The 20,638-nt window shown below is 71.2% G+C and carries 16 protein-coding genes and 1 pseudogene; 7 read left to right on the top strand and 10 right to left on the bottom strand.

All coding sequences use genetic code 11. The features are described from left to right. The first annotated feature begins 12 nt into the window (after positions 1-12). Positions 13-1,230, top strand: coding sequence for a lipopolysaccharide biosynthesis protein (locus tag LX12_RS04105; RefSeq protein ID WP_253653269.1), 1,218 nt, complete (start codon positions 13-15; stop codon positions 1,228-1,230). On the opposite strand, the gene LX12_RS04100 is transcribed toward LX12_RS04105, so the two are convergent. Then, the gene (locus LX12_RS04100) at positions 1,217-2,047 is read right to left on the bottom strand and encodes a helix-turn-helix transcriptional regulator (RefSeq protein WP_253653268.1); all 831 of its coding nucleotides are present in this window, start codon (positions 2,045-2,047) and stop codon (positions 1,217-1,219) included. The two genes, LX12_RS04105 and LX12_RS04100, sit on opposite strands and share 14 nt — an antisense overlap. 167 nt (positions 2,048-2,214) lie before the next feature. Here LX12_RS04100 and LX12_RS04095 point away from each other — a divergent pair, with 167 nt between their 5' ends. From LX12_RS04095 to LX12_RS04085, 3 genes are read left to right on the top strand one after another with little or no spacing between them, the layout of a single operon-like run. Then, on the top strand, positions 2,215-2,955 hold the full coding sequence (locus LX12_RS04095) for an SDR family oxidoreductase (protein ID WP_253653267.1): 741 nt from the start codon (positions 2,215-2,217) through the stop codon (positions 2,953-2,955). A 26-nt stretch (positions 2,956-2,981) separates the two neighbouring features. Further along, positions 2,982-3,962, top strand: coding sequence for an LLM class F420-dependent oxidoreductase (locus LX12_RS04090; RefSeq protein ID WP_253653266.1), 981 nt, complete (start codon positions 2,982-2,984; stop codon positions 3,960-3,962). A gap of 8 nt (positions 3,963-3,970) precedes the next feature. Further along, positions 3,971-4,675: a M24 family metallopeptidase gene (locus LX12_RS04085; RefSeq protein ID WP_253653851.1), complete on the top strand. Its 705-nt coding sequence runs from the start codon at positions 3,971-3,973 to the stop codon at positions 4,673-4,675. A gap of 93 nt (positions 4,676-4,768) precedes the next feature. Here LX12_RS04085 and LX12_RS04080 read toward each other — a convergent pair whose 3' ends face one another. The 6 genes from LX12_RS04080 to pgfA form a co-directional block, all read right to left on the bottom strand. After that, positions 4,769-5,464 carry a hypothetical protein gene (locus LX12_RS04080; RefSeq protein WP_253653265.1) on the bottom strand — a complete coding sequence of 232 codons (696 nt, stop codon included), beginning with the start codon at positions 5,462-5,464 and terminating at the stop codon, positions 4,769-4,771. A 189-nt stretch (positions 5,465-5,653) separates the two neighbouring features. Continuing rightward, entirely contained in the window at positions 5,654-6,868 is a 1,215-nt protein-coding gene (locus tag LX12_RS04075; RefSeq protein WP_253653264.1) for an NAD(P)/FAD-dependent oxidoreductase, read from the bottom strand. An 8-nt stretch (positions 6,869-6,876) separates the two neighbouring features. Next, positions 6,877-7,338, bottom strand: a complete 462-nt coding sequence (locus LX12_RS04070; protein ID WP_253653263.1) for an SRPBCC family protein — start codon at positions 7,336-7,338, stop codon at positions 6,877-6,879. 109 nt (positions 7,339-7,447) lie between these two features. Continuing rightward, on the bottom strand, positions 7,448-8,074 hold the full coding sequence (locus tag LX12_RS04065; protein WP_253653262.1) for a TetR/AcrR family transcriptional regulator: 627 nt from the start codon (positions 8,072-8,074) through the stop codon (positions 7,448-7,450). Between the two features lie 6 nt (positions 8,075-8,080). Then, the gene (locus tag LX12_RS04060; protein ID WP_253653261.1) at positions 8,081-10,300 is read right to left on the bottom strand and encodes an MMPL family transporter; all 2,220 of its coding nucleotides are present in this window, start codon (positions 10,298-10,300) and stop codon (positions 8,081-8,083) included. A 176-nt stretch (positions 10,301-10,476) separates the two neighbouring features. Further along, on the bottom strand, positions 10,477-11,970 hold the full coding sequence (pgfA, locus tag LX12_RS04055) for a cell envelope lipid trafficking protein PgfA (RefSeq protein ID WP_253653260.1): 1,494 nt from the start codon (positions 11,968-11,970) through the stop codon (positions 10,477-10,479). Positions 11,971-12,073: 103 nt separating this feature from the next. On the opposite strand from pgfA, the gene LX12_RS04050 reads away from it, so the two are divergent. After that, entirely contained in the window at positions 12,074-13,342 is a 1,269-nt protein-coding gene (locus tag LX12_RS04050) for an acyltransferase family protein (protein ID WP_372504922.1), read from the top strand. Between the two features lie 824 nt (positions 13,343-14,166). Here LX12_RS04050 and LX12_RS22380 read toward each other — a convergent pair. The 3 genes and pseudogenes from LX12_RS22380 to LX12_RS04035 form a co-directional block, all read right to left on the bottom strand. After that, positions 14,167-17,412: pseudogene (locus tag LX12_RS22380) on the bottom strand (alpha-(1->3)-arabinofuranosyltransferase domain-containing protein); the annotation flags it as partial. Positions 17,413-17,526: 114 nt separating this feature from the next. Next, the gene (locus LX12_RS04040; protein WP_253646884.1) at positions 17,527-17,727 is read right to left on the bottom strand and encodes a DUF2613 domain-containing protein; all 201 of its coding nucleotides are present in this window, start codon (positions 17,725-17,727) and stop codon (positions 17,527-17,529) included. Further along, complete coding sequence (locus LX12_RS04035) at positions 17,724-18,260, bottom strand: universal stress protein (protein WP_253653258.1); 537 nt, start codon at positions 18,258-18,260, stop codon at positions 17,724-17,726. The genes LX12_RS04040 and LX12_RS04035 overlap by 4 nt, the downstream gene beginning before the upstream one ends. Positions 18,261-18,354: 94 nt before the next feature. On the opposite strand from LX12_RS04035, the gene LX12_RS04030 reads away from it, so the two are divergent. Next, the gene (locus LX12_RS04030; RefSeq protein ID WP_253653257.1) at positions 18,355-19,545 is read left to right on the top strand and encodes a glycoside hydrolase family 3 N-terminal domain-containing protein; all 1,191 of its coding nucleotides are present in this window, start codon (positions 18,355-18,357) and stop codon (positions 19,543-19,545) included. A 392-nt stretch (positions 19,546-19,937) separates the two neighbouring features. After that, on the top strand, positions 19,938-20,555 hold the full coding sequence (locus tag LX12_RS04025) for a TetR/AcrR family transcriptional regulator (protein WP_253653256.1): 618 nt from the start codon (positions 19,938-19,940) through the stop codon (positions 20,553-20,555). The last annotated feature ends 83 nt before the right edge of the window (positions 20,556-20,638 follow it).

Raw genomic sequence — 20,638 nt, 5'->3', positions numbered from 1 at the left:
AGACTCGACCCCGTGACCACCTGGCTGCGACGACGCCCCCGCGCGGCGGCGTCGGGCTCCCTGGTCTCGTCGGTCGGTCAGGTCGCCGTCGGCTCGATGGTCGCCAACGTCTGCGCCTATTTCGTGCACCTGCCCGCGTCGCGGTGGTTGTCACCCGACCAGTACGGCGAGTTCGCGGTGCTGCTGCAGGCGACGCTGGTGCTCGGTGTGCCCGCGCTCGCGATCCAGGCGGTGACCGCCCGGGAGGTGGTCGCGGGTCGGTCGACGCGGTCGCTGGTGCGGCTCGGTGCGGTGACCGCCGTCGCGGTCGCGGTGATCGCGGCCGTCGCAGTCTGGCCGTTCATGACCATCGCGCACACCGGCCTCCTCGCGACAGCCGCGGCGTTCACCGTCGCGCCGCTGCTGGTGCTCATCTCCGTCGGCCAGGGAATCCTGCAGGGGCATCAGCACTTCCGGGCGCTCGCCTGGGTCATCGGGCTCGTCGGGGTCGCGCGGACCATGCCGCCGCTGGTGGCGCTGGCGCTCGGCGGGCAGGCGGCGTCGGCGCTCGTCGCGACGATGCTCGGCGCGGTCGCGGCCGTGGGACTCGTCGTGACGCAGGTGCGGTCGCTCGTCGTCGACGGCGACGACGTCGGTCTCGGCCGGCTCTCGGCGCGCTCGGTCATGCACGCGTCGCAGGTGCAGCTCGTGCTCGTCACGGCCACGTCCGTGGACCTCCTGCTGAGCCGGGTGGTGCTCAGCGAGAACGACTCCGGCGTCTACGCGCTCGGGACCGTCGCGGCGAAGGTCGCCTACTGGCTGCCGCAGGCCGTCGGTCTCGTCGTGTTCCCCCGACTGGCCGATGCGCAGCGCTCGGCGTCGGCGCTGCGGGGTGCGGTGATCGTGCTGCTGGGGCTGTCCGCGCTCACCTCGGTCGGCGCGGCGATCGGCGGTCCGCTGGTCCCGATCGTCATCGGCGACGACTACCGACCCGTCGCCGGCCTGCTCTGGCTGTTCGCTATCGGTGGCGGCGCGATGGCGGTCCTGCAGGTCGCGCTGCTCGCCGCCATCGCGCGGCACCGCACCCGCGTGGCGGCCATCCCGTGGGCGGTGCTCGTCGTGGAGGTGATCGTGATCCTGACCGTCGCGCACTCCGTCGTCGGGCTGGCGACCGTCGCGGCGGTCTGCGCCGTGGTGTCCGCCGCGGCGGCGACCGTCGCCACCATGCGCCTCCCCGTCAGACCGGGGTGACCGCCGAGAGCATCGCCAGCTTCTCGTGGCTCGGGCTGCCGGGCGTCGCGGTGTACACCAGCAACGACAGGCCCTGATCGGGGTCGATGAGCGTCTGACAGTTCACCTCGACGATCCCCAGCTCGGGGTGGGCGATCCGCTTCGAGCTGGTGTCCAGGGCGACGTCGACGTCGTGCTGCTCCCACAGTGCCCGGAACTCGGCCGACTCGGCGAGGAGGGCACGACTGATCTCCGCGGGGCGCGACCGGTCGCCCTCCACCGCGACCGCGCGTCGCAGACGCGCCGCGTGCGCACGGGAGTGGTGGTCGTGGTCATCGGCGGGGATGTGCGACCGATGCGCGGCATCGCTGAACCAGCGGTAGACGACGCTGCGCTCCAACCCGGTGTGCCGGGTCTCGTCGCCCAACAGGGCCGTCGCCGGTCGCGTCTGCACCAGGGTCTCGCCGGCACTGTTCACCACCATCGCGGGGGTGTCGTCGAGGCGATCGAGGATGCGCAGCAGCCCGGGCGGTACGTGATCGCCGCGGGCGACCCGGTGCGGCGCGGCGTGCCCGCCCAGCGCGAACAGGTGATCACGCTCGGCCAGCGACAGGTGCAACGCCCGTGAGATCGCGGTGAGCATCTGGTCCGACGGTTGCGGCCCGCGCTGCTGCTCGAGGCGGGACAGGTAGTCCGTCGACATCCGGGCCAGCATCGCGACCTCCTCACGGCGCAGGCCCGGCGTCCGGCGACGCTCGCCGCGCGGCAGCCCGACGTCCTCCGGCTGCAGCGCCTCCCGCCTGCGGGTCAGGAACTCGGCCAGTCCGGCGCGGTCCATCTCCCACCTCCCTCGTCACGTGTCGCTCCAGCATGGCCGCTCGCGCGCGTCGGTATCCAGGGACCGACGGTCCCCCGATCGGCGAGGCCTTCCCCGGCCGGTCGGCGACCGGTCGACTGGTGTCACCGCCGGGACGTCGGGTCCCGGCTCGGATCGAGGAGTTCTGAATGGACATCACCGGACGCACCGTGTTCATCCCCGGCGCCACGTCGGGCATCGGCCGCGCGCTGTCGGTGGCCCTGCACGACGCCGGCGCGACCGTGATCGCCGGTGGGCGGCGGCAGGCCCTGCTCGACGACCTCGCCACCGAGCACCCGGGCATCGGGACCGTCGTCGTCGACGTCGCCGATCCCGCGTCGATCAGCGCCGCGGCGGCCGACGTGATCGAGCGCTTCCCCGCCACGGACACGCTGATCACCATGGCCGGCTTTGCCGAGCCCGAGGACCTCACCACCGGCGACTTCGTCGACGCGACCGCCCGGATGGTCACCACCAACATCCTCGGCACCGTGCGGCTGATCGGGGCGTTCACCGAACACCTGCAGAGGATGTCGGGAACGATCATCACGGTGTCGTCGGGGCTCGCGTTCACGCCGCTGGCGCCGATGCCGACCTACTCGGCGACGAAGGCGTTCGTCCACTCGTTCACCGACTCGCTGCGACTGCAGTTGCGCGACAGCGGAGTCCGTGTCCGGGAGATCATCCCTCCCGCCGTGCAGACCGAGTTCGCGCCGGGGCAGTCGACCGCGGAGTGGGCCATGCCGCTCGACTCGTTCATCGCCGAGACGATGGACCTGCTCGGCAAGGACCACGACGAGATCGTCGTCGACCACGCACGGGCGCTGCGTGACTCCGAGGTGAACGGCAACCGAGCAGAACTGATGGATCAGCTGACCCACCTCGACTGATGGACGACGGGCCTATCGTGGATCGGGTGAGCATCCGCCTCGGTTACCAGATCCCCAACTTCACCTACCCCGGCACGGCAGCCGACATCGGTCCGACCGTCATCGCGCAGGCCCGTGAGGCCGAGGCGAACGGCTTCGACACCGTGCTCGTGATGGACCACTTCTACCAATTGCCCGGAATCGGTGCGCCGGAGGAGCCGATGCTCGAGGCGTACACGCTGCTCGGCGCGCTCGCCACGGCGACGTCGACGATCCAGCTGTCGACCCTGGTCACCGGCAACACCTATCGCAACCCCGCGATGCTGGCGAAGACGGTGACTACGCTCGACGTGATGAGCGGCGGGCGCGCGGTGCTGGCGATCGGTGCCGGCTGGTACGAGCTCGAGCACCAGCAGATGGGATACGAGTTCGGCACGTTCACCGACCGATTCGCCCGACTCGAGGAGTCGCTGAGCATCATCGAGCCGATGCTGCGCGGACGGCACCCCGAGGTCGACGGGAAGTGGTACCAGGCGCACGGCACGCTCAACGAGCCGCGTGTCCGCGACGATTTGCCGATCATGCTCGGCGGCGGTGGAGAGAAGAAGACGTTCGGACTGGCGGCGCGCTACGCCGACCACCTCAACGTCATCTGCGGCGACGACGAGATCCCCCGCAAGTTGGAGGCGCTCGCCGCGCGCTGCCAGGAGGCCGGCCGTGATCGCGACAGCCTCGAGACCAGCTACCTGGCGTTCGTCATCATCGACGAGAACGGTGACACCGCACGGGATCTGCAGAAGCAGTTCCTCCGCAAGACCGGCGTGGACCTGGACAGCCTCGACGAGGAAGGCCGGTCGGCGGCCACGGCACGGCACTTCGTCGGCACGCCCGACGACGTCGCCGAGCAGATCCAGCGTCGCGTGCTCGACAAGGGGATCGACGGGATCACCGTCAACCTCGTCGCCAACGGCCACATCCCGGGGATCGTCGAGCTCACCGGCAAGACACTTGCGCCGCTGGTGAAGTGACTCCCGGGATCGAGACCGACGAGGACGAGCGGGTCCGGCGTCTGACCGACGCCGAGGCCCGCGCTCTCGAGCTGTTCGACGCGGTGATGGAACGGGGCATCGTCGCCGCGGGCGTGAGCGAGCGTGCGGCGAGCGACGCCGTCCGTGACCTCGCGGCCGAGATGCTCGGCGTGGACAGGTTCTGGCACAAGCGGATCGTGCGGGCCGGGCCCAACACGCTCCACCCGTACGCCGACAACCCACCCGACCGGGACATCGCCGCCGACGACATCGTGTTCCTCGACTTCGGCCCGGTCCTCGAGGAGTGGGAGGCCGACGTCGGTCGCACCGTCGTCCTCGGCGACGACCCGCACAAGCACGCACTCGCGGATGCGCTGCAGACCGTGTGGGACGGTGCACGTGACCATTTCGTCGCCACGCCCGACATCACCGGCGAACAGCTCTACGCCCACGTCTGCGGCCTCGCGGCGGACGCGGGCTGGGAGTTCGGCGGCTCGATCGCCGGACATCTCGTCGGACAGTTCCCGCACAAACAGATCTCGGGCTCCGAGATCGACTGCTACGTCGCACCGGGGTCACGAGAACCCATGCGCCGGAACGACCGCGCCGGCCTCGCCACCCACTGGATCCTCGAGGTCCACCTCGTCGACCGTGACGCACAGATCGGTGGCTTCACCGAACAACTGCTCGACATCGGACCGAACGCCCGGTGACCTGAGATCGGTTCTCTTGCGAACGCGATCGGCCGCCGGGTGGTCCCCCGACGGCCGATCTCGTCCCACGTCACCGACCGGAGTCGGCGTATGTCACTTGGTGTTGATGGTGATTTTCGCGATGCCCACGAGCAGACCCGCCTTCACCGCGTCGGTGTTGAAGGTCTGGTTCAACAGTCCCGCGGCGGTCGGCGAGATGAGGACACGGGTCCCCTCCAGCACGGCGGTCCCATCGGCGTTGGTCTGCAACGGCTTCAGGGTGCTGCCGTCGAGGTCGAACACGACCGCCTGGGTGGCCGCGACGGTCCCGTCGACGCTGACGTCGGCCATGAGCTTCGAGGTGCCCGGGTCGATGGTCAGGTTGGTGATGTCGACGGTCTTGCCGCCGCCGGTGAGCGAGAAGCCGGCGCCCTTGTGGTCGATGATGCCCTGCACGTACGGCTGGATCGATCCGGGCGTGTAGTACGTGACGTTGCCGCCGGTGATCGGGAAGACGAGCGAGCCGTTCTCGAGCTTCGCGCCGCCGACCACGCCCGGGGTCAGCTTCAGGGTCGTCAGGGCGCCGGTGAAGCCGGAGTCCAGGGCGACGGCGGTGTCGCGGCCGGTGAGGGTGGGGACGGTGGCCACGGGGGCCGGGGTGCTCTGTGTCGCAGAGGATTCCGGGGCCGAGGCCGACGCGGACGTCGAGGAGCCCGAGGACGAGTCGGTGCTGGAGCACGCGGCGGCGGGGAGGATGGCGACGGCGGCTATTGCTGCGCCGACGACGGCCTTCTTGTACGAGATCTTCATGAGAGTTCTTCCTGACGAGAGTGTCTCGCGACAGGTCGCCGCGGACGCCGGCACCCGTGCCCGCTCTTCTCGCGAGGCGACGGTGCCGTCATGTCTCCTTCGGTGCCACCGGCGGTCCGGCTTGGTCGATCGGCGAACTGTCCTGTGCGAACGGTCACAGGCCACCCAGACGACACGGCGGTGGTCGCCTCAGGCCAGCGCGCGCAGGATCAGTCGCCAGTAGATCTGGGGGAGTGCATAGCGGTCGAAAGCCCAGGTGAGGAGACGGGGTTTCAACGGGCTGAGGAACGACGGCAGCGACGACGTCATCCGCCGGGTGCGGTCGAACTCGCCCAGGACGGCGCGATGACGCGACACGGTCACCGGTGCGACCGTGTACCCGTCGTATCGACGAAGGTCGGTCCCGCGCCGTGACGCGACGATGTTGTGCGCGCACACCGGCGCCTGCTTGCGCAGCGCACCACCCGACGGGTCGGTGCCGAGATCAGCGCAGTCGCCGAGTGACCAGACGCGCGGAAACCGCTTGTGTGCGAACGTCTCCGGGTCGACGTCGACCAGACCGGCATGACCGCCGGCCAAGCCCGCGCGCTCGATGTAGCCACCCGCCCGGTAGGGCGGCACGAGGTGCAGCAGGTCGTAGTCGACCGCGTCCTCGACGCCGTCGGCCGTACGGACCCGAAGTCGTCGTGCGTCGGCGTCGACCCCGACGACGGTGGAGTTCGTCCGGACCCGCACGCCCCGATCGCGCAGTGCGTCGAGGATCGTGCGATCGAGCTCGTCGACCCCGATGAGCGTGGGTCGGTCGACGAGCACCGTCGCCCAGACCCCGGATCCCGCACCGTCCCAGTGGTCGAGTGCCATGAACAGGGGTTTGAGCGTGGTCGCCGAGCAGCTGACCGGGGGACGGGGCAGTGTGAACACCGCGTGCCCGCCGCGCTCGCCCAGCCCGCGGATCCCGGCCCACGTCCGCGTCGCCGCGTCGAGGTAGTTGCTCACCACCGTCGGGTGCGTGAGTGCTTCCGCGATCCCGGGCAGCGCGTCGTCGTCGGGCACCAGGCCCGTCGCGACCACCAGGTCCCGACAGGCCAGTCGGGTTCCGTCGGCGCACGCGACCATGTGGTCACCGTCGGGATCCTCGGCGGGCGTGACCGTCTCGACGGACGACCGCACCCAGCGGCATCCTCGTGGCGTGACGGAGGCCTGCGAGCGCTGCGCGGTCGGCAGCGACGCCTCCCCACCGCCGACGTAGGACAGCAGTGGACGGTAGGTGTGCGTCGTCGACGGCTCGACGATCGCGATCCGGTGGACGCCACGACGCCGTAGTTGGGCCGCGACGGCGACACCGGCGTTGCCGCCGCCCAGGACGACGACGTCGACGTGTTCCGGGGAGTTCGCCTCGGGCACTCGCGCGCTCAGGACTTCGGGGAGGCGGGCAGCGCGTCGAGCACCTCGACGAGCTGCTTCTCGGTGTCGTTGCCGAGCTTCTCGAACAGCACCTTGACCACGGGCGACGCGAGCTTCGCCGCACCGGACAGCTCGACGTCGTTGCGGTAGGTGATGGTGCTGCCGGGCGCGCCGTCCTCGGTGGTGTCGGCGACGGTGATCGTCTCGGTCGAGGTGGCGGTCTCGTTGCGGCCCACCAGCACGATCCGGCTGTCGGTCAGCTCGGTGAGCGTGTAGGTCAACTCGGTGCTGACGCCGGCGATCTTCGACTCGTTGTGCCATGAGGAGCCGACCCGGACAGGGCCGTCGTCCTCGCGCGTGCAGCGTTCCGTACCCGGATCCCACTGCTCGGCGTGGGAGAAGTCGGCGAGGTACTCGACGACGGTGTCGCGGGGTGCGGTGGTGGAGAAGGTGCGTTCGACTGTCGGCATGGCGGACTCCAGCTCTGTGTCGACGGATGTGAGCGTCGGACGCCGGGGGCTGTAGCGCCGTCCCCTCCACGTCTACCACCGCATCCCCGCCAGGCGACGGAACCGCCGGTCAGAGCGGGATCCCGCGCTCCAGGAGGTCGAGGACGTCCATCACGGCCTGCATCGCGACGTCGGGTTCGGGGTCCTCCTCCGGATCGATGACCTGGTTGATCGCGCCGGTCACCGCGCCGAGGAAGACGCGCACCCCGAAGTCGTCGAGAGGGCGCCCGAGGTACTCGGCGAGCACCTTGGTGCCCTCGCCGAGCCGACGTTCGAACAGGTCCTGTTGCGCCGCGGTGAGCACCGGGTCCGAGCGGATCAGCCGCACCCGGTCGCGATTGCCGGCCCACTCGTCGTCCGCGGACCACTCGAACAGGTTGCGGACCTCCCACCGCACGAGATCGAAGGCCGACATCCCCGGCGGTGCACCCACGAACATCGGTGGGCGGTCCTCGAGGAGGTCGTCGCTGATGATGACGTCCTCCTTCGACGGGAAGTACCGGAAGAACGTCGTCGCCGAGACCTCCGCCTCGGCGGCGATCTGCTCGACGGTCGTCGCGGCGAAACCCTGCTCCAGGCACAGGCGCAGGGCGGCGGTGCGGATGGCCGCCCGGGTGCGGCGCTTGTGCCGCTCCCGCAGACCGACGGGACGGTCACCGGCCGAGCCGGTGCCGTCCTCGTCGGCCGGAGTGCTCACGGACACCTACGACCCCTGGGTGACCGGCTGGGCCGCACGGGTGTCGGACCCGGTCGGGACGCCGCGGTCGACGACCTTCGTGCCCTCGATGTCGAAGTCGATGACGAAGCGGTCCAACCACTCCGGTAGCGACCACGCGCGATCGCCCAGCAGCGCGATCAGTGCGGGCACCACCATCATGCGGATCACGAAGGCGTCGAACAGGACCGCCGCGGCCAGAGTGAAACCGATCATCTTCGACGTCGTGTCCGGCGCGAGCATGAACGCGGCGAACACGCTGATCATGATGATCGCGGCCGACGTCACCACCCGCGAGCCGTGCCGGTAGCCGGCGATGATCGCCTCCTTCGTCGACAAACCGTGCACGAACTCCTCGCGCATGCGGGTCACCAGGAACACCTGGTAGTCCATCGCGAGACCGAACACCACGCCGATGCCGAAGATCGGGAGGAACGACAGGATCTCGCGCGGATTGCTCACCAGGCCCAACCAGCCCTCCTGGAAGATCGCGACGGTGAGACCGAACGTCGCCGCGACGGAGAAGAGGAAGCCGACGGTGGCGATGAGCGGCACCCACAGCGACCGGAACACACCGATCATCACCAGGAACGCCAGGCCCACCACGACGATCAGGTAGGGGATCAGGGCCGAGTTCAGCTTCGCCGACAGGTCGGACGTGATCGCCGTCTGCCCGCCGACGTGCAGTTCGGCGCCCGACCGTTCCACCGCGGGGGTGAAGTCGCGGATGTTCTCCATCAGCGTGTGGGTGGCCTCCGCGGCGGGCGCGCTGGTCGGGGTGACGGTGATCAGCGCGGTGTCGCCGGCCTGGTTCGGGATCGCCCGCAGCGTCGCGGGATTGGCGACGTCCGGCAGGCCCTTGACGTGGTCGACGGTCTGCTGGGCGATCGTCGCGATCGGCTGCCCGTCGGTCGAGTGCACGACGGCCAGTAGCGGTCCGTTGATCCCCTGTCCGAACCCCTTGGCCAACAGCGCCTGTGCCGGCGCCTCGTCGTCGTTGGACAGTGACAGGCCGAGCTCCATCTTGGTGGCCGGGATCGCCGCGATGGCCAGCACCGCGAGACCCGCGATGACGAACGGGAGCGGACGCTTCACGACCATGCGCCCGAATCGCACGCCCATGGTGTCGACGTCGGCGGCGGGCTCGGCGTGCTTGATCCACGGGATGCGCGGGGTGAACGCGAACCGTCGCACCGCTCCCAGCAACGCCGGGATCAGCGTGAGTGCGCCGAGAACGGCCACGCCGACGGCGATCGCTGCGCCCGAACCCATCTGGGTGATCAGCGGGATGCCGATGACGGTCAGCGCGACGACGGCGATGGCGACGGTGAGACCGGCGAACACGACCGCCGAGCCCGCGGTGCCGACGGCACGACCGACGGCGTCGGCCGGATCACCGCCCTTGCGCAGCTCGGTCCGGTACCGGGACACGATGAACAGCGCGTAGTCGATGGAGACGGCGATGCCGAGCATCGTGACGATGGCCGTGGCCGTCTGGTTGATGGACAGGAACTCCGCGCCCAGCGTCACCAGCATGATCGTCAGGCCGACGCCGACGAGGCCGGTGATCAGCGGGATGAACGACGCCACCAGCGCACCGAACGCGACGATCATGACCACGAACGCGACCGCGAAACCGATGGCCTCGGCCTTGCCCGGGGGCTCCTGTGCCTGCATCAGGGATCCCGTCGCCTCGACGTCGAGACCGCCGCCGCGGTTCTCGGAGAGGATCGACGTCAGCTTCTCCTTGTCGGAGACCTTCAGGTCGGTGACCTCGATGCCCTGTCGGACCTGGATCAGCCCGACGCGACCGTTGTCGCCGAGGACCTGGGTCGCGACGGCCGGGTCGGCCCGCGCCGCGACGACCGGGTTCACGATCGTCTGCGGGTTCGTCAGCTCCGGGAGGCCCTTCAGATCGGCGACCAGCTTGTCGATCTGCGCGGTGTGGTTCGCCAGACCGCCCGGTGCGGCGACGAGGACGCTCGTCGACGCCTGCATCTGCTGCTTCTGCACCTCGGGGAAGTACTTCTCGACCTGCGAGGTCGCCGTGCCCGAGTCGGTGCCGGGGAGGCTGAAGTCCTTGGCGAACGTCGGCTTGAGCACGCCGACCAGCGACGCCAGGACGACGAGGGCCAGCGCCCACGTCGCGATGACCGACCACCGGTGGCGGTAGCAGAACCGTCCCACCCGGAAGAGAAGGGATGCCATGACGAGGCCTTTCGGGCTGAGTCGTTATGCGCCACCAACTGGCGCTCGATCACTAGTGTTAGTGACTACCACTTTGTGGTCAAGGAGCTTGCGGCCGTTGTGAGCGAGGACACCGGGGCGAGACGACACCGCCGCCCGGACCTGGGGTCCGGGCGGCGGTGGGTGGGTGACTCGGGTCAGCTGGTGGGGCGTCGCCAGGGGTCGTCGGGGCGGGTCTCGGACTCGCCGGGACCCTCGGGGTCGTGGCCGGTGTTCGGCCCGTCCGGAGACGACCACCCGACACGCGGCCCGTCGTCGGAGACCCGCGGGAACTGCTGCGTCGCGTCGTCGTCGGAGGGGCCGGACCCCGCCGCGCCGCCGACGGCACCACCCGAGCCCCGCTTCTGCAGGTCCGGCCGGCCTTCGGTCGGCGCATCCGCGTCGGTGAAGCCGTCGTGCTCGCGACGGTCGAACCGACGGGTCTCGTCGTCCTCGTCGGGCGTGGCGACGGGGTAGTACGGGTCGTCACCGGCGACCACGGCTGCCGGGGTGCGCGGCCCGCGGAGCAGCAGGACGATCCCCGCGATCAACGCGAGCGCACCGACGATGCCGAACGCGATGGGCAGCCAACGCCCGTACAACTTGATCGGCGACGACAGGTCCTTCGCGGCCGACGCGCGCGACTGCTGCGTGTTCTGGTCGTAGGCGAAGGTGACGTCGAGGTTGGTGAGCTTGTAGTCGCGCAGCGCCTGCGGGGCGTCACCGCTCACGCCGGAGATCTTGTAGTACTCCTGGATCCGCTCGCGGTCGTTGACGATCGTGCCGCTGTCCGGCTCGACGTACAGGTCACGTGTGGTCTCGCGGTACAGGTCGGCCGGCAGCTTCTGGCGGTTGTCGATGCCCGGGAACCCGCCGTACCAGGACGCCGCCTGCGACAGCTGTGTCCCGGCGGGGGTGGAGTCGTTGGCGTCGCGCAGCTGCGCGAGGTTCGCCGCCGGGACGGTCTGGCGGAAGTGGAGCACCTTCACACCGGCGATCTCGGTCGAGTCCACGTAGGTGAGGGGGTTCGTGGTCCGCGACGCGAGGTCGAAGTAGATGTAGCGCTTCCCCGACGAGGTGTCGAAGGGGAACTTGTACTGCAGGCCGCGACGATCCGGCACCGAGATCGACTTGCTCGACGCGTCGAGCTGGACCTCCGAGCTGCCACCGCCGCCGAGTGCGGCCGCGCCGCTGGTGCGGTTCGTGGTCACACGGTCGACCGTCGCCGACAGCAGGGCACCGAGGCAGCCGCCGCCGCTCGTGGAATCGGCACTGGGGGTGACCGTCTCGCCGGAGATCTGCACCTGGTTGATGCGGGTCGACGTGCCGGCCTGGAACGTGACACGGTCGGCGCCGGCAGGCTTCACGACGACGACGCGCTGCTGCTGCGTCAGCGCCGCGGGTGAGACCTCGGGCCGGGATGCGGTGAGCGAGCAGCGGTTCAGGATCTGCGCCGGCAACGCCGAGCTGTTCGTGCTCCCGTCGGTGCGCTGCGCCGTCGACACCGTCGTGTAGTCGGTGTCCATCGGGGTCTTCTGCAGCTGCCCCACGAGGTAGAACGGCATGGCGATCGCCGCCACCACGAGCAGTGCGCCCAGGAAGATGAGTACGGGACCCAGCAGGTCCCGGGCCGACATCCGGCCTGTCGCCATGGCACGCGCTCCTTCGAGTCGGGGACACCCCTGGCAGGCACGATGCTCCACCCTGCGAGCGAGACTAACAGTCTGCCTGTCCGGATCCGCGGTGCTGCGTGTGATGCCGGAACGGCTCACAGCGCGGGTAGCGTCGTCGCCGATGCACGCCCCGACCTCCTCCTTCCGGCCCCCGCGGTTCATCCCGGCGCTCGAGGGGATGCGTGCGCTCGCCGCGCTCGGGGTGCTCACGACGCACGTGGCGTTCCAGACGCGGTCGGTGGACGGGTCGGTCATGGGTGCGATCTGGGGTCGCCTCGACCTCGCGGTCGCACTGTTCTTCGCGCTGTCCGGATTCCTGCTGTGGCGTCCCCACGCCGACGCGGCCCGGGGCGGTCGGCCGGCGCCCGGCGTCCGACGGTATCTGCGGCACCGGGCGGTGCGGATCCTGCCGGCCTACGTGGTCGTGGTCGTCGTCGTGCTGGCGCTGGTGCCTGCGGCCAGGGGCGCGAACGCGACAGCCTGGTTCGCCAACCTCACCCTGCTGCAGGTCTACGTGCCGTACACCCTCGTCGCCGGCCTGACCCAGATGTGGAGCCTGGCCGTCGAGGTCAGTTTCTACGCGGCGTTGCCGCTGCTCGCCTGGTTCCTCGTGCGGCTGCGTGGGTCGCGCGCCCGGTGGCGGGTGCCGGTGATGCTCGTCGTGGCGGTCGTCTCCCTCGGGTGGGCGTTCGTCGCGCATCGCCTGCCCCTCGCCGACGGTGTCTCGGGGACACTGTGGCTCCCGGGTTACCTGCCGTGGTTCCTGGCGGGCACGATCCTCGCCGAGGTCGCGGTCTCCGACTCCGGGGGTCACGGCCTCGGGGGTCGGCTCCGACGGCTGTCCGCACGACGTGTGCCGATGGCGGTCGTCGCCGTCGTCGTCTATGCCGTCGCGTGCACGCCGGTGGCCGGCCCGTCGGGGCTCGCCGCCGTCAGCGCCCCGCAGTTCGCGGTGAAAACCGCCCTCGGCGCGCTGCTCGGATGGACGCTGCTCGCGCCGCTCGTGCTGGCGCCCGGTCACCACCGGTTCCTCGCCTCGGCCACGATGCAGACACTCGGCCGGTGGTCCTACGCGATCTTCATCTGGCATCTCGCCGTGCTCGCGGTGGTGTTCCCGCTGGTCGGCTTCGCGCTCTTCGGCGGCACCATGTGGTCGGTGTGGCTGGTGACCGTGGTCGTCACCGTCGGCGTGTCCGCGGCGAGTTACGGACTCGTCGAGGAACCCGCCCGCCGCGCCATGCGGGATCGGGAACGTCGTGGCCGGGATCGCGGAGGGGACAGCACCACGGTCGCCAGCGCCGCGACCGCGACGAGCGCGGGAAGCGTGACCCACCAGTCGAACCCGGTGTAGGGATCTCCCGAGGCCCACGGTCCCCACGACAGTCCGGCCACGCCGAGACCGAACGCGCCGGCGACGACCAGCGGGACCGCGCGAGGTCGTCGGCGGCGTAGGAGCAGCGCAGCGGGCGCAACGATCGCGCCGACGGCCACGCCGACCCATCCACCGAACACGACGAGGGCGAGACCGGCGCCGACGGCCCCGAGCACCGGCGCGCGCGGTGCGCCGATCGGTGCGCCGACGTCGCGTCGTCGGCGGTCGGGCCAGAGTGCCGCGACGACCAACGCCGCGACGGCGAGCAGTCCGATCAGCAGGGCGAGCCGATAGGGCTTGTCGAGCGGGTAGTCCAGGCGCAGCGTCCCCGACGTCCCCGCCGGGACGACCCACCCCTGCTGCCACCCGTTGACGACGATCGGTGTCAGGGACCGGCCGTCCAGCGTGGCGTGCCAACCGGTGTTGGTCGACTCGGGGACGACGAACACGCGCTCGGCCGAGGACGGGTCGATGTCGGCGACGCGGGAGTCCGGGCCCCAGGTCCTCGGTGGGACCGGGCGCACCGTGTCCGTCGGCGGGGTGAGGGTTCGCCCTGTCGTCAGGGCCACCGAGTCCACGGTGAACGCCTCCGACGGTGTCACCGTCACCTCCGTGCGTCCGGCCGACATCGGCACCGGGCCGGAGGTGCACGGGGTCGCGGCGACCGCGTCACCCGACCGCAACCGGCGGGCGGTCGTGGTCAGCGACAACGGGACCCGGCGTGTGCCGACGGACATCGCGAGCCCGTCGGAGCACCCGACGGTGACGACACGGTCGGGTGGTGCGGTGGGCATCGGCGCCCCGTCGAGACGGATCTCCGCGATACCGGGCGGAGCGGGGTCGGCGAAGCCGAGGCTGTTGACGTCGACGAGGTCGTCGAACGCGACGACGGACACCGTGATGGTCCCCGTGACGGCCGGGTCGAGGTCGACGTGACCGTCGGCCGGCAGTGTCCGGATCTGCCTCCCGGTGCCCAGGTCGACACCGATGCGCGTCGGACGTGCCGGGTAGCGGCCCTGCGGCACGACGACCGTCAGCCCGGTCACGCGTCGCGGTGAGGGCAGGGTGATGCGGACCGACGCGTCGGCGGCGCCGGGTCTCGTGGAGTCACCCGAGGCGATCCAGGTGGTACCGGGGTCCCCGTCGACGACGGCGTCGGCCGACCCGCGCGGGTCGGTCACCGACGACGTTCCGGTCGCCGCGGCGTACCGCGGGTCGCGCAGCAGGTCGTCGAGCGCGGTGCCCGCCGACGACCGCAGCCACACCCGGGGTGTCACCGACGTCGGAGCCGGCACCGAGATCACGCGTTCGAAGATCCCCGGTTCCTCCGGCGCGAGGCCGAGGCCCGCCGAGCACCGCGTGATGTCGGGGCCCGACGCGCACGCCGTCCGCGACCCGTCCTGGCCCAGCGACCAGCCCGTCACCGGTTGTCCCGCAGCCAGTTCGGGCAGCACCGTCCGGTGGGTGATCGAGAGGTCGCGGCCGGTACCAGTGTCCTTCACGCGCAGCTCGGCGATGGCGAACTGACTGCCGGCGCGGCCGGTCGCGGTCGAGATGGCCCGCACCTGCACCCACCGCGTCGGACCGCTGGGCGCGGTGACCGTGACGGGCTGGCCGGGCGTGATCCCCTGGGCCACCGCGGTTCCCGCCTCCGTCGAGATGAGCAGGCCGGTGACGGCGGGGCCGAGCGACCGGCCCGGGGTGACGGTGACCGACAGGTCGGATCGGGGGCGGGCGAAGTTCACCTGGAGCCACTGCCCGACGGCGGCGTCGAGGTCGCGGCTGATCCACGAGGTGTTCGGGTCGCCGTCGAACGCAGCCGAGGGCGAGTTGGCCGGCGACGTCTGACCGAGCTGGGTCGCGTCGGACGCCGACCCGGACGCGGTCACCGACACCTGGTCGGGCACCCCGTCCAGCAACCACTGTCCGGTCACGGGGTCGGCGCCGTCGACGGGGTAGTCGGGCACGGAGTTCTGCGTCGACCGACGGTCGTCGGGTGCGCGGACCGACGAGCTGTGGTCGTCGACGCGGCCGTAGTCGGTCTCGCGGGACACCGGTGTGTCGGTGACGACGGACGGCACGTCCGCCAGGCCCGCGCGGCGGGCGTCGGCCTCGAGCAGTGCCGGTCCCATCGGGGGTCCCGCCCCGCGGGCGGCCTGGTCCTGCAGGCGCTCCATCGCCTCGGGGCCGCCGATCACGCGGGGCATCGCCGCGACGTCGACGAGTCCCGGCCCGGTGCCGTCGAACCCCTGTCCGGCGACGGCCGGTGTCACCGACCAGATCTCGATCGCGGTCATCGGTGGCGCGAGACCGTCGTCGCCGACGACGCCGCGGATCGTGCGAGGTCCGATCTGCGGTCCGAACGACGCCACCTCCCGCAGGCCCGGTGAGCCGGCGAGGGTCTGCCGCGCGACGATCGGCCGGGCGGACCGGGACGTCGTCGGCGCCAGGTCTGAGCGCAGCACGACGTAGCCGATGCCCTGCTGCGCGAGCGTGGCGGCGAGGCCGGGAGACGGACGGCCCGAGGCGATCTGACGTTGCACCGAGTCCATCGCGCGGATCGCCCCCGGCGGCACCAGCGGGATCGCGTCACGGACCGCCCACGGTGTCGTCGCCAGCGGCTGCAACGGTTCGTCGCGGGTGAAACCCCATGTCTGGTAGGCGAACGGCGCACCCGGGACCACCAGCGCCCGGGAGGGTGTCGACGACGGGCCGGCGTGCTGCTGCAGCCACCGGGCGGCCGCGGGCCAATAACCCGGGATCGACCGGAACGACCCCTGGGGCGCCAGGGATCCGGTCCAGGCCGACGACCCGGCGCCGGCGAGGACGAGCAGGAAGACGATGGTCGCCGACGCCGTCCGCGACCGCTCGGGGTGGACGAACGAGCGCAGTGCCACACGACGATCGACGGTGCCGGGCAACGGCATCCGTGCCAGCAGGTGTGCGATGCCGAGGACCAGCGGCAGGCGGATCATCGGGTCGAGCTTGTGGATGTTGCGCAGCGGGGCGCCCGCGCCGTCGAGGAACGACCGCACGGGTTCGGCCACGGGAGAACCGATCTGCCCCTCGAACCCGGCGCACAGCAGGACGAGCCCGATCGCGCCGACGGTGACGAGGCGACCGCGAGCGGGCATGGAACGCATCGCCAGGCCCGCGAGTCCGGCGGCGGCGACGGCCCCGGTGACGAGCACGGCCGTCGGCGACGAGACCAGCACGGCACCCGCGACACGGTCCGGCGAGACGAACGGCGTCCAGGAACTCGTCCCGCGCAGCACCTCGACGAGCGACGTCCACCGCGTCGTCACCCGCGACGACTCGATGAAGTCGAGGAACGGGGGACTCACCCGCGACAGGATCAGCAGCGGTACGGCCCACCACGCGCAGGCGAGGACCGCCCCCACCGCCCACCACCCGGTGAACACCCGCCACCGTCGGGATCCGGGGCCCCGCAACCGCACATGGCAGGCCCACCAGACGATCGCCGCGCCGCACGCGGCGGCGGTCGCGACGGCGTTGACCGCCCCCATGAGGGCGACGGCGCAGGCGGATCCGAGGGCCAGCCGGCGCATCGAGTGCGGCGGGACCGCGTGGTTCAGCGCGAGGACGACGGGCACCAGCACCCACGGCGCGAGCATCATCGGGAGCGTCTCCGACGAGATCGACCCCAGCGTGGTGAGGACACGGGGACTGATCGCGAACGCGATGCCGGCGATCACCCGGGAGCCGGGCGACCCGATCCGCAGCGCCTCCGCGAGACGGACGACGCCGACCACCCCGACGGTGAGCAGCACCGCCCACCACAGCCGCTGGGTGACCCACGCGGGCAGGCCGATCAGGTCACCGACGAGGAAGAACGCGCCGTGCGGGAAGAGGTAGCCGTACGCCTGGTTCTGCACCTGGCCCATCGGGGCCTCGCTCGACCAGAGATGCAGTGCGCGGGCGAGGAATCCGGCCGGGTCGATCGCGAGGTCGAGCTTGGTGTCGGCCGCGATGCGGCCGGGCGATTGCACGAGGCTCAGGACGAGCGAGACGACGGCGACGACCAGCACGCCACGTCGGGAGAGACGGGAGGAGGCGGGCGGGGCCGCCGGTGCGTCGTCGAGACGATCGGCCACCGAGGTGGCAGAAGTCAGTTCCGAGCTCCGCTCGATGTCACGATGAGCTCAGTTCCGGACGCCGGCGTTGTCGCGGGTGCCGTAGTCGACCGAGCCCTTCACGAACCCGTTGTCGGCGTTGAAGCTGTTGACCGACGTGGACGGCGTGTCGTCGGAGGCGAGGAACCCGCCCAGGAAGACGACCGCAATGGCCACGATGACGCCCATGATCCCGGCCACGGCTCCGGCGATGAGGCGGTTGTCGGTCATGGGGTCAAGCTACCATCCGCCCCTGCCCGCACCGGGTCTCGTCGGTCGGCGCAACTCGCCGGTACCACCAGCACCGGTCGACTGCAGTGACGCAGCACCGCCTCGGCCACGGAGCTGTGCAGCAGCGCCCGCAGGCCCGACGCCCCGCGGGTCCCGGTGACCAGTACCGCGGCGCCGAGATCGTCGGCCGCCTCGACCAGCGCGCCCCACACGGTGGTCGACACCTCGGCGAGGTGCCCGTCGGCGTCGAGTCCGCCCGCCCGGGCGCGCGCCACACCGGCATCCACGATGCGCTGGGCCTCCTCGCGCAGGAGGTCGTCCACCTCGGTGTCGACACCCGCGGCGAACATCGGCTGCATCCCGGCCGCACTCGACAGGCGGGCCGACTGGTGGGTGCCGGTCTCCCAGGCGGTCACGACGACGGCGCGCCGCCCGGCGAGGAAACGGGCGGCGTGATCGATCGCGCGGTCGGCGTTCTCGGACCCGTCGTAGGCGATCATGATCAGGTCGGCGGTCGCATCTCCGGTGCTCATCGCGGGACTCCTCTCGGGCGGCCCCCGGCGCCCAGGATAGTCCGATATGCCCTGCTCGGGGGCGGTTGTCGTGACCCGTGCGAGACTGCTCGGCATGTCCTGGGATCGACGCCGACGTCTGCGGACCGCCGCCCTCTGCCTCGTCGCGATCGCTGCGACCGCGTGCTCGCCGACGCAGCCCGCGGGGGTGGAGAGCACCTCCGCGGCACCGACCGGCACGACGTCGAGCGCGGCGTCATCGACCGCCGCGGCCTCCCCGGTCGCCTCGGCCCGGTGCGCGTCGACGATCGCGGGGATGAGCCTGCGCGACAAGCTGGCGTCGCTGCTCGTCGTCGGTGTCACGGGGCCGTCAGACGCGCTGCGGGTCGTCCGCGACCAACACGTCGGCGGCATCTTCCTGCAGAGCAGCACCGACCCGTCGATCTACGCCGACGGACGCCTGCGGTCGATCGCGCGGTCGGGACCGCGGCCGGTGCTGGTCACCATCGACCAGGAAGGCGGGCGGGTCTCACGCCTGGCCGACCTCGGCATCGACAGCCCCTCTGCGCGTGACCTGGCCCGGACGTCGACGCCGGCAGAGGTCCGCGCGATCGCCCGCCGGACGGGGGAGGGGATGAGGCGACTCGGCATCACCGTCGACCTGGCCCCGGACGCCGACGTCAGCGATCAGCCCGACGACACGGTGATCGGTGACCGGTCCTTCTCCGACGACCCGGCGACGGTGGCGAGGTACGCGGCGGCGTTCGCGAACGGGCTGCGGGACGCCGGGATCATGCCGGTGTTCAAGCACTTCCCCGGTCACGGGCACGGCTCGGGAGACTCGCACACCGGCACGGTGCGGACTCCGCCGCTGTCGCAGCTGCGCACCGACGACCTCGTGCCCTACCGGACCTTGCTGCCGGGGCCCGCGGGTCCGCCGGCGACCGGCGTCATGGTCGGCCATCTGATCGTGCCCGGGCTGACCGGTGACGAACTGCCGGCGAGCATCTCGCCCGCGGCGATGCGCATGCTCCGCACGGGTGTCGGCTACGGCGGTCGGCCGTTCGACGGGCCGATCTTCACCGACGATCTGAGCGGGATGGCGGCGATCTCTGCGCGCTACGGGATCGTCGAGGCGGTCACCCGGGCGATCGAGGCCGGCGCGGACCTGGCCCTCTGGTTGACGACGTCGGCGGTGCCGTCGGTCCTCGACGGGCTGACGACGGCGGTGCGTAGCGGTCGCATCACGACCACGCGTGTCGACGACTCCGTCGAACGCGTCCTGCGCACGACGGGTGGTTGCTGAGTGCCGCGTGGACCCGGTGGTCCGCGCGGGCACTACGCGGTCGACAGCCCCCCGGCTGCCCGACGAACGGAATACCCCACGTAAAAACCGTTCGTCAGTCGCGTAGTGCCCGCGTCTCCGCGGACGCCAAGTCGATCGGCAGAGGCCAGTCGACATGGTTTCCCGCTCCGTCGGGATCCCCCCCCGGGTCCCGAAGGCGCGAGATGACGAGGAGCGTGATCGTGCAGATGGACGTCATCACCGCGACAGACACGACGATCAACACCCACAACACGGCCTCACCCATCGGACTCCCCCATCCGATCGAGAGCGCAGCGCCCCCCGAGACAGGCGACCCCCTGCGCTGCTACTCTCGTCCTCATGCCACGTTACGTTACAGTCTGTAATGTTTGATGGTCAATACCGGCCGGCCTAGAGATTCGTCGATCGACGACGCCATCCTCGACGAGGCGGCGCGGATGGTCGTCGAGAACGGGTACGGCGCCACCACCATCGACGCGGTCGCCCGGGCCGCGGGCACCACACGACCGGCCGTCTATCGCCGGTACGCATCCCTCGCGCAGATCGTCTCCGCGGCCGTCAGTTCCCGACTCGTGTTCGACCCGGTCGTGGACTCGGGGGATCTGCCCACCGACCTGCGCCGCATCCAGCAGGCCCAGGTCGCCTTCTTCACCGATCCGCTCGTCGTCAAGGCGCTGCCCGGGCTCATCGAGGAGAGCTCCCGCAACGACGCCCTGCGGACCCGACTGCTCGACGACGTCATGGCGCCCCGTCGCGCCGCGGTCGCCACCGCCGTGGACCAGGCCGCCGCCCGCGGCGACATCGAGGTGGGCCAGAACGTCGAGCAGGTCGCCGACCTGCTGATCGGGCCCCTGATGCTGCGCACCCTGTTACCGGCGCTGGGCCCGGTCGACGAGGGGATCGTCGCGACGACCGTCGCGGCCGCGCTCAACGCGGTCCATCACCGTGGCGGTCTCCCGCGCGACGCCGGGGTGGGGTCGGCGGACTGATCCGTGCCGTTCTCGCGCCGCTAACTTACTGCCTGGTAAGTTGTAGGTCGGTCCGGTTGCGCCGGGCCGCGAGCGGGTGAGAG

Source organism: Williamsia serinedens (assembly GCF_024171725.1).
GTDB classification, from domain to species: Bacteria; Actinomycetota; Actinomycetes; order Mycobacteriales; family Mycobacteriaceae; genus Williamsia_A; species Williamsia_A serinedens.
Note: the sequence above shows the minus strand (reverse complement) of the source record. Positions and strands in the feature narration are given on the sequence as shown.

Coding starts and splice junctions, on each gene's coding strand:
- LX12_RS04025 (WP_253653256.1), top strand. CDS start 19,938: ATGGTCAATACCGGCCGGCCTAGAGATTCGTCGATCGACGACGCCATC.
- LX12_RS04060 (WP_253653261.1), bottom strand. CDS start 10,300: ATGGCATCCCTTCTCTTCCGGGTGGGACGGTTCTGCTACCGCCACCGG.
- LX12_RS04035 (WP_253653258.1), bottom strand. CDS start 18,260: ATGAGCACCGGAGATGCGACCGCCGACCTGATCATGATCGCCTACGAC.
- pgfA (WP_253653260.1), bottom strand. CDS start 11,970: ATGGCGACAGGCCGGATGTCGGCCCGGGACCTGCTGGGTCCCGTACTC.
- LX12_RS04080 (WP_253653265.1), bottom strand. CDS start 5,464: ATGAAGATCTCGTACAAGAAGGCCGTCGTCGGCGCAGCAATAGCCGCC.
- LX12_RS04095 (WP_253653267.1), top strand. CDS start 2,215: ATGGACATCACCGGACGCACCGTGTTCATCCCCGGCGCCACGTCGGGC.
- LX12_RS04030 (WP_253653257.1), top strand. CDS start 18,355: ATGTCCTGGGATCGACGCCGACGTCTGCGGACCGCCGCCCTCTGCCTC.
- LX12_RS04070 (WP_253653263.1), bottom strand. CDS start 7,338: ATGCCGACAGTCGAACGCACCTTCTCCACCACCGCACCCCGCGACACC.
- LX12_RS04100 (WP_253653268.1), bottom strand. CDS start 2,047: ATGGACCGCGCCGGACTGGCCGAGTTCCTGACCCGCAGGCGGGAGGCG.
- LX12_RS04040 (WP_253646884.1), bottom strand. CDS start 17,727: ATGACCGACAACCGCCTCATCGCCGGAGCCGTGGCCGGGATCATGGGC.
- LX12_RS04050 (WP_372504922.1), top strand. CDS start 12,074: ATGCCGGAACGGCTCACAGCGCGGGTAGCGTCGTCGCCGATGCACGCC.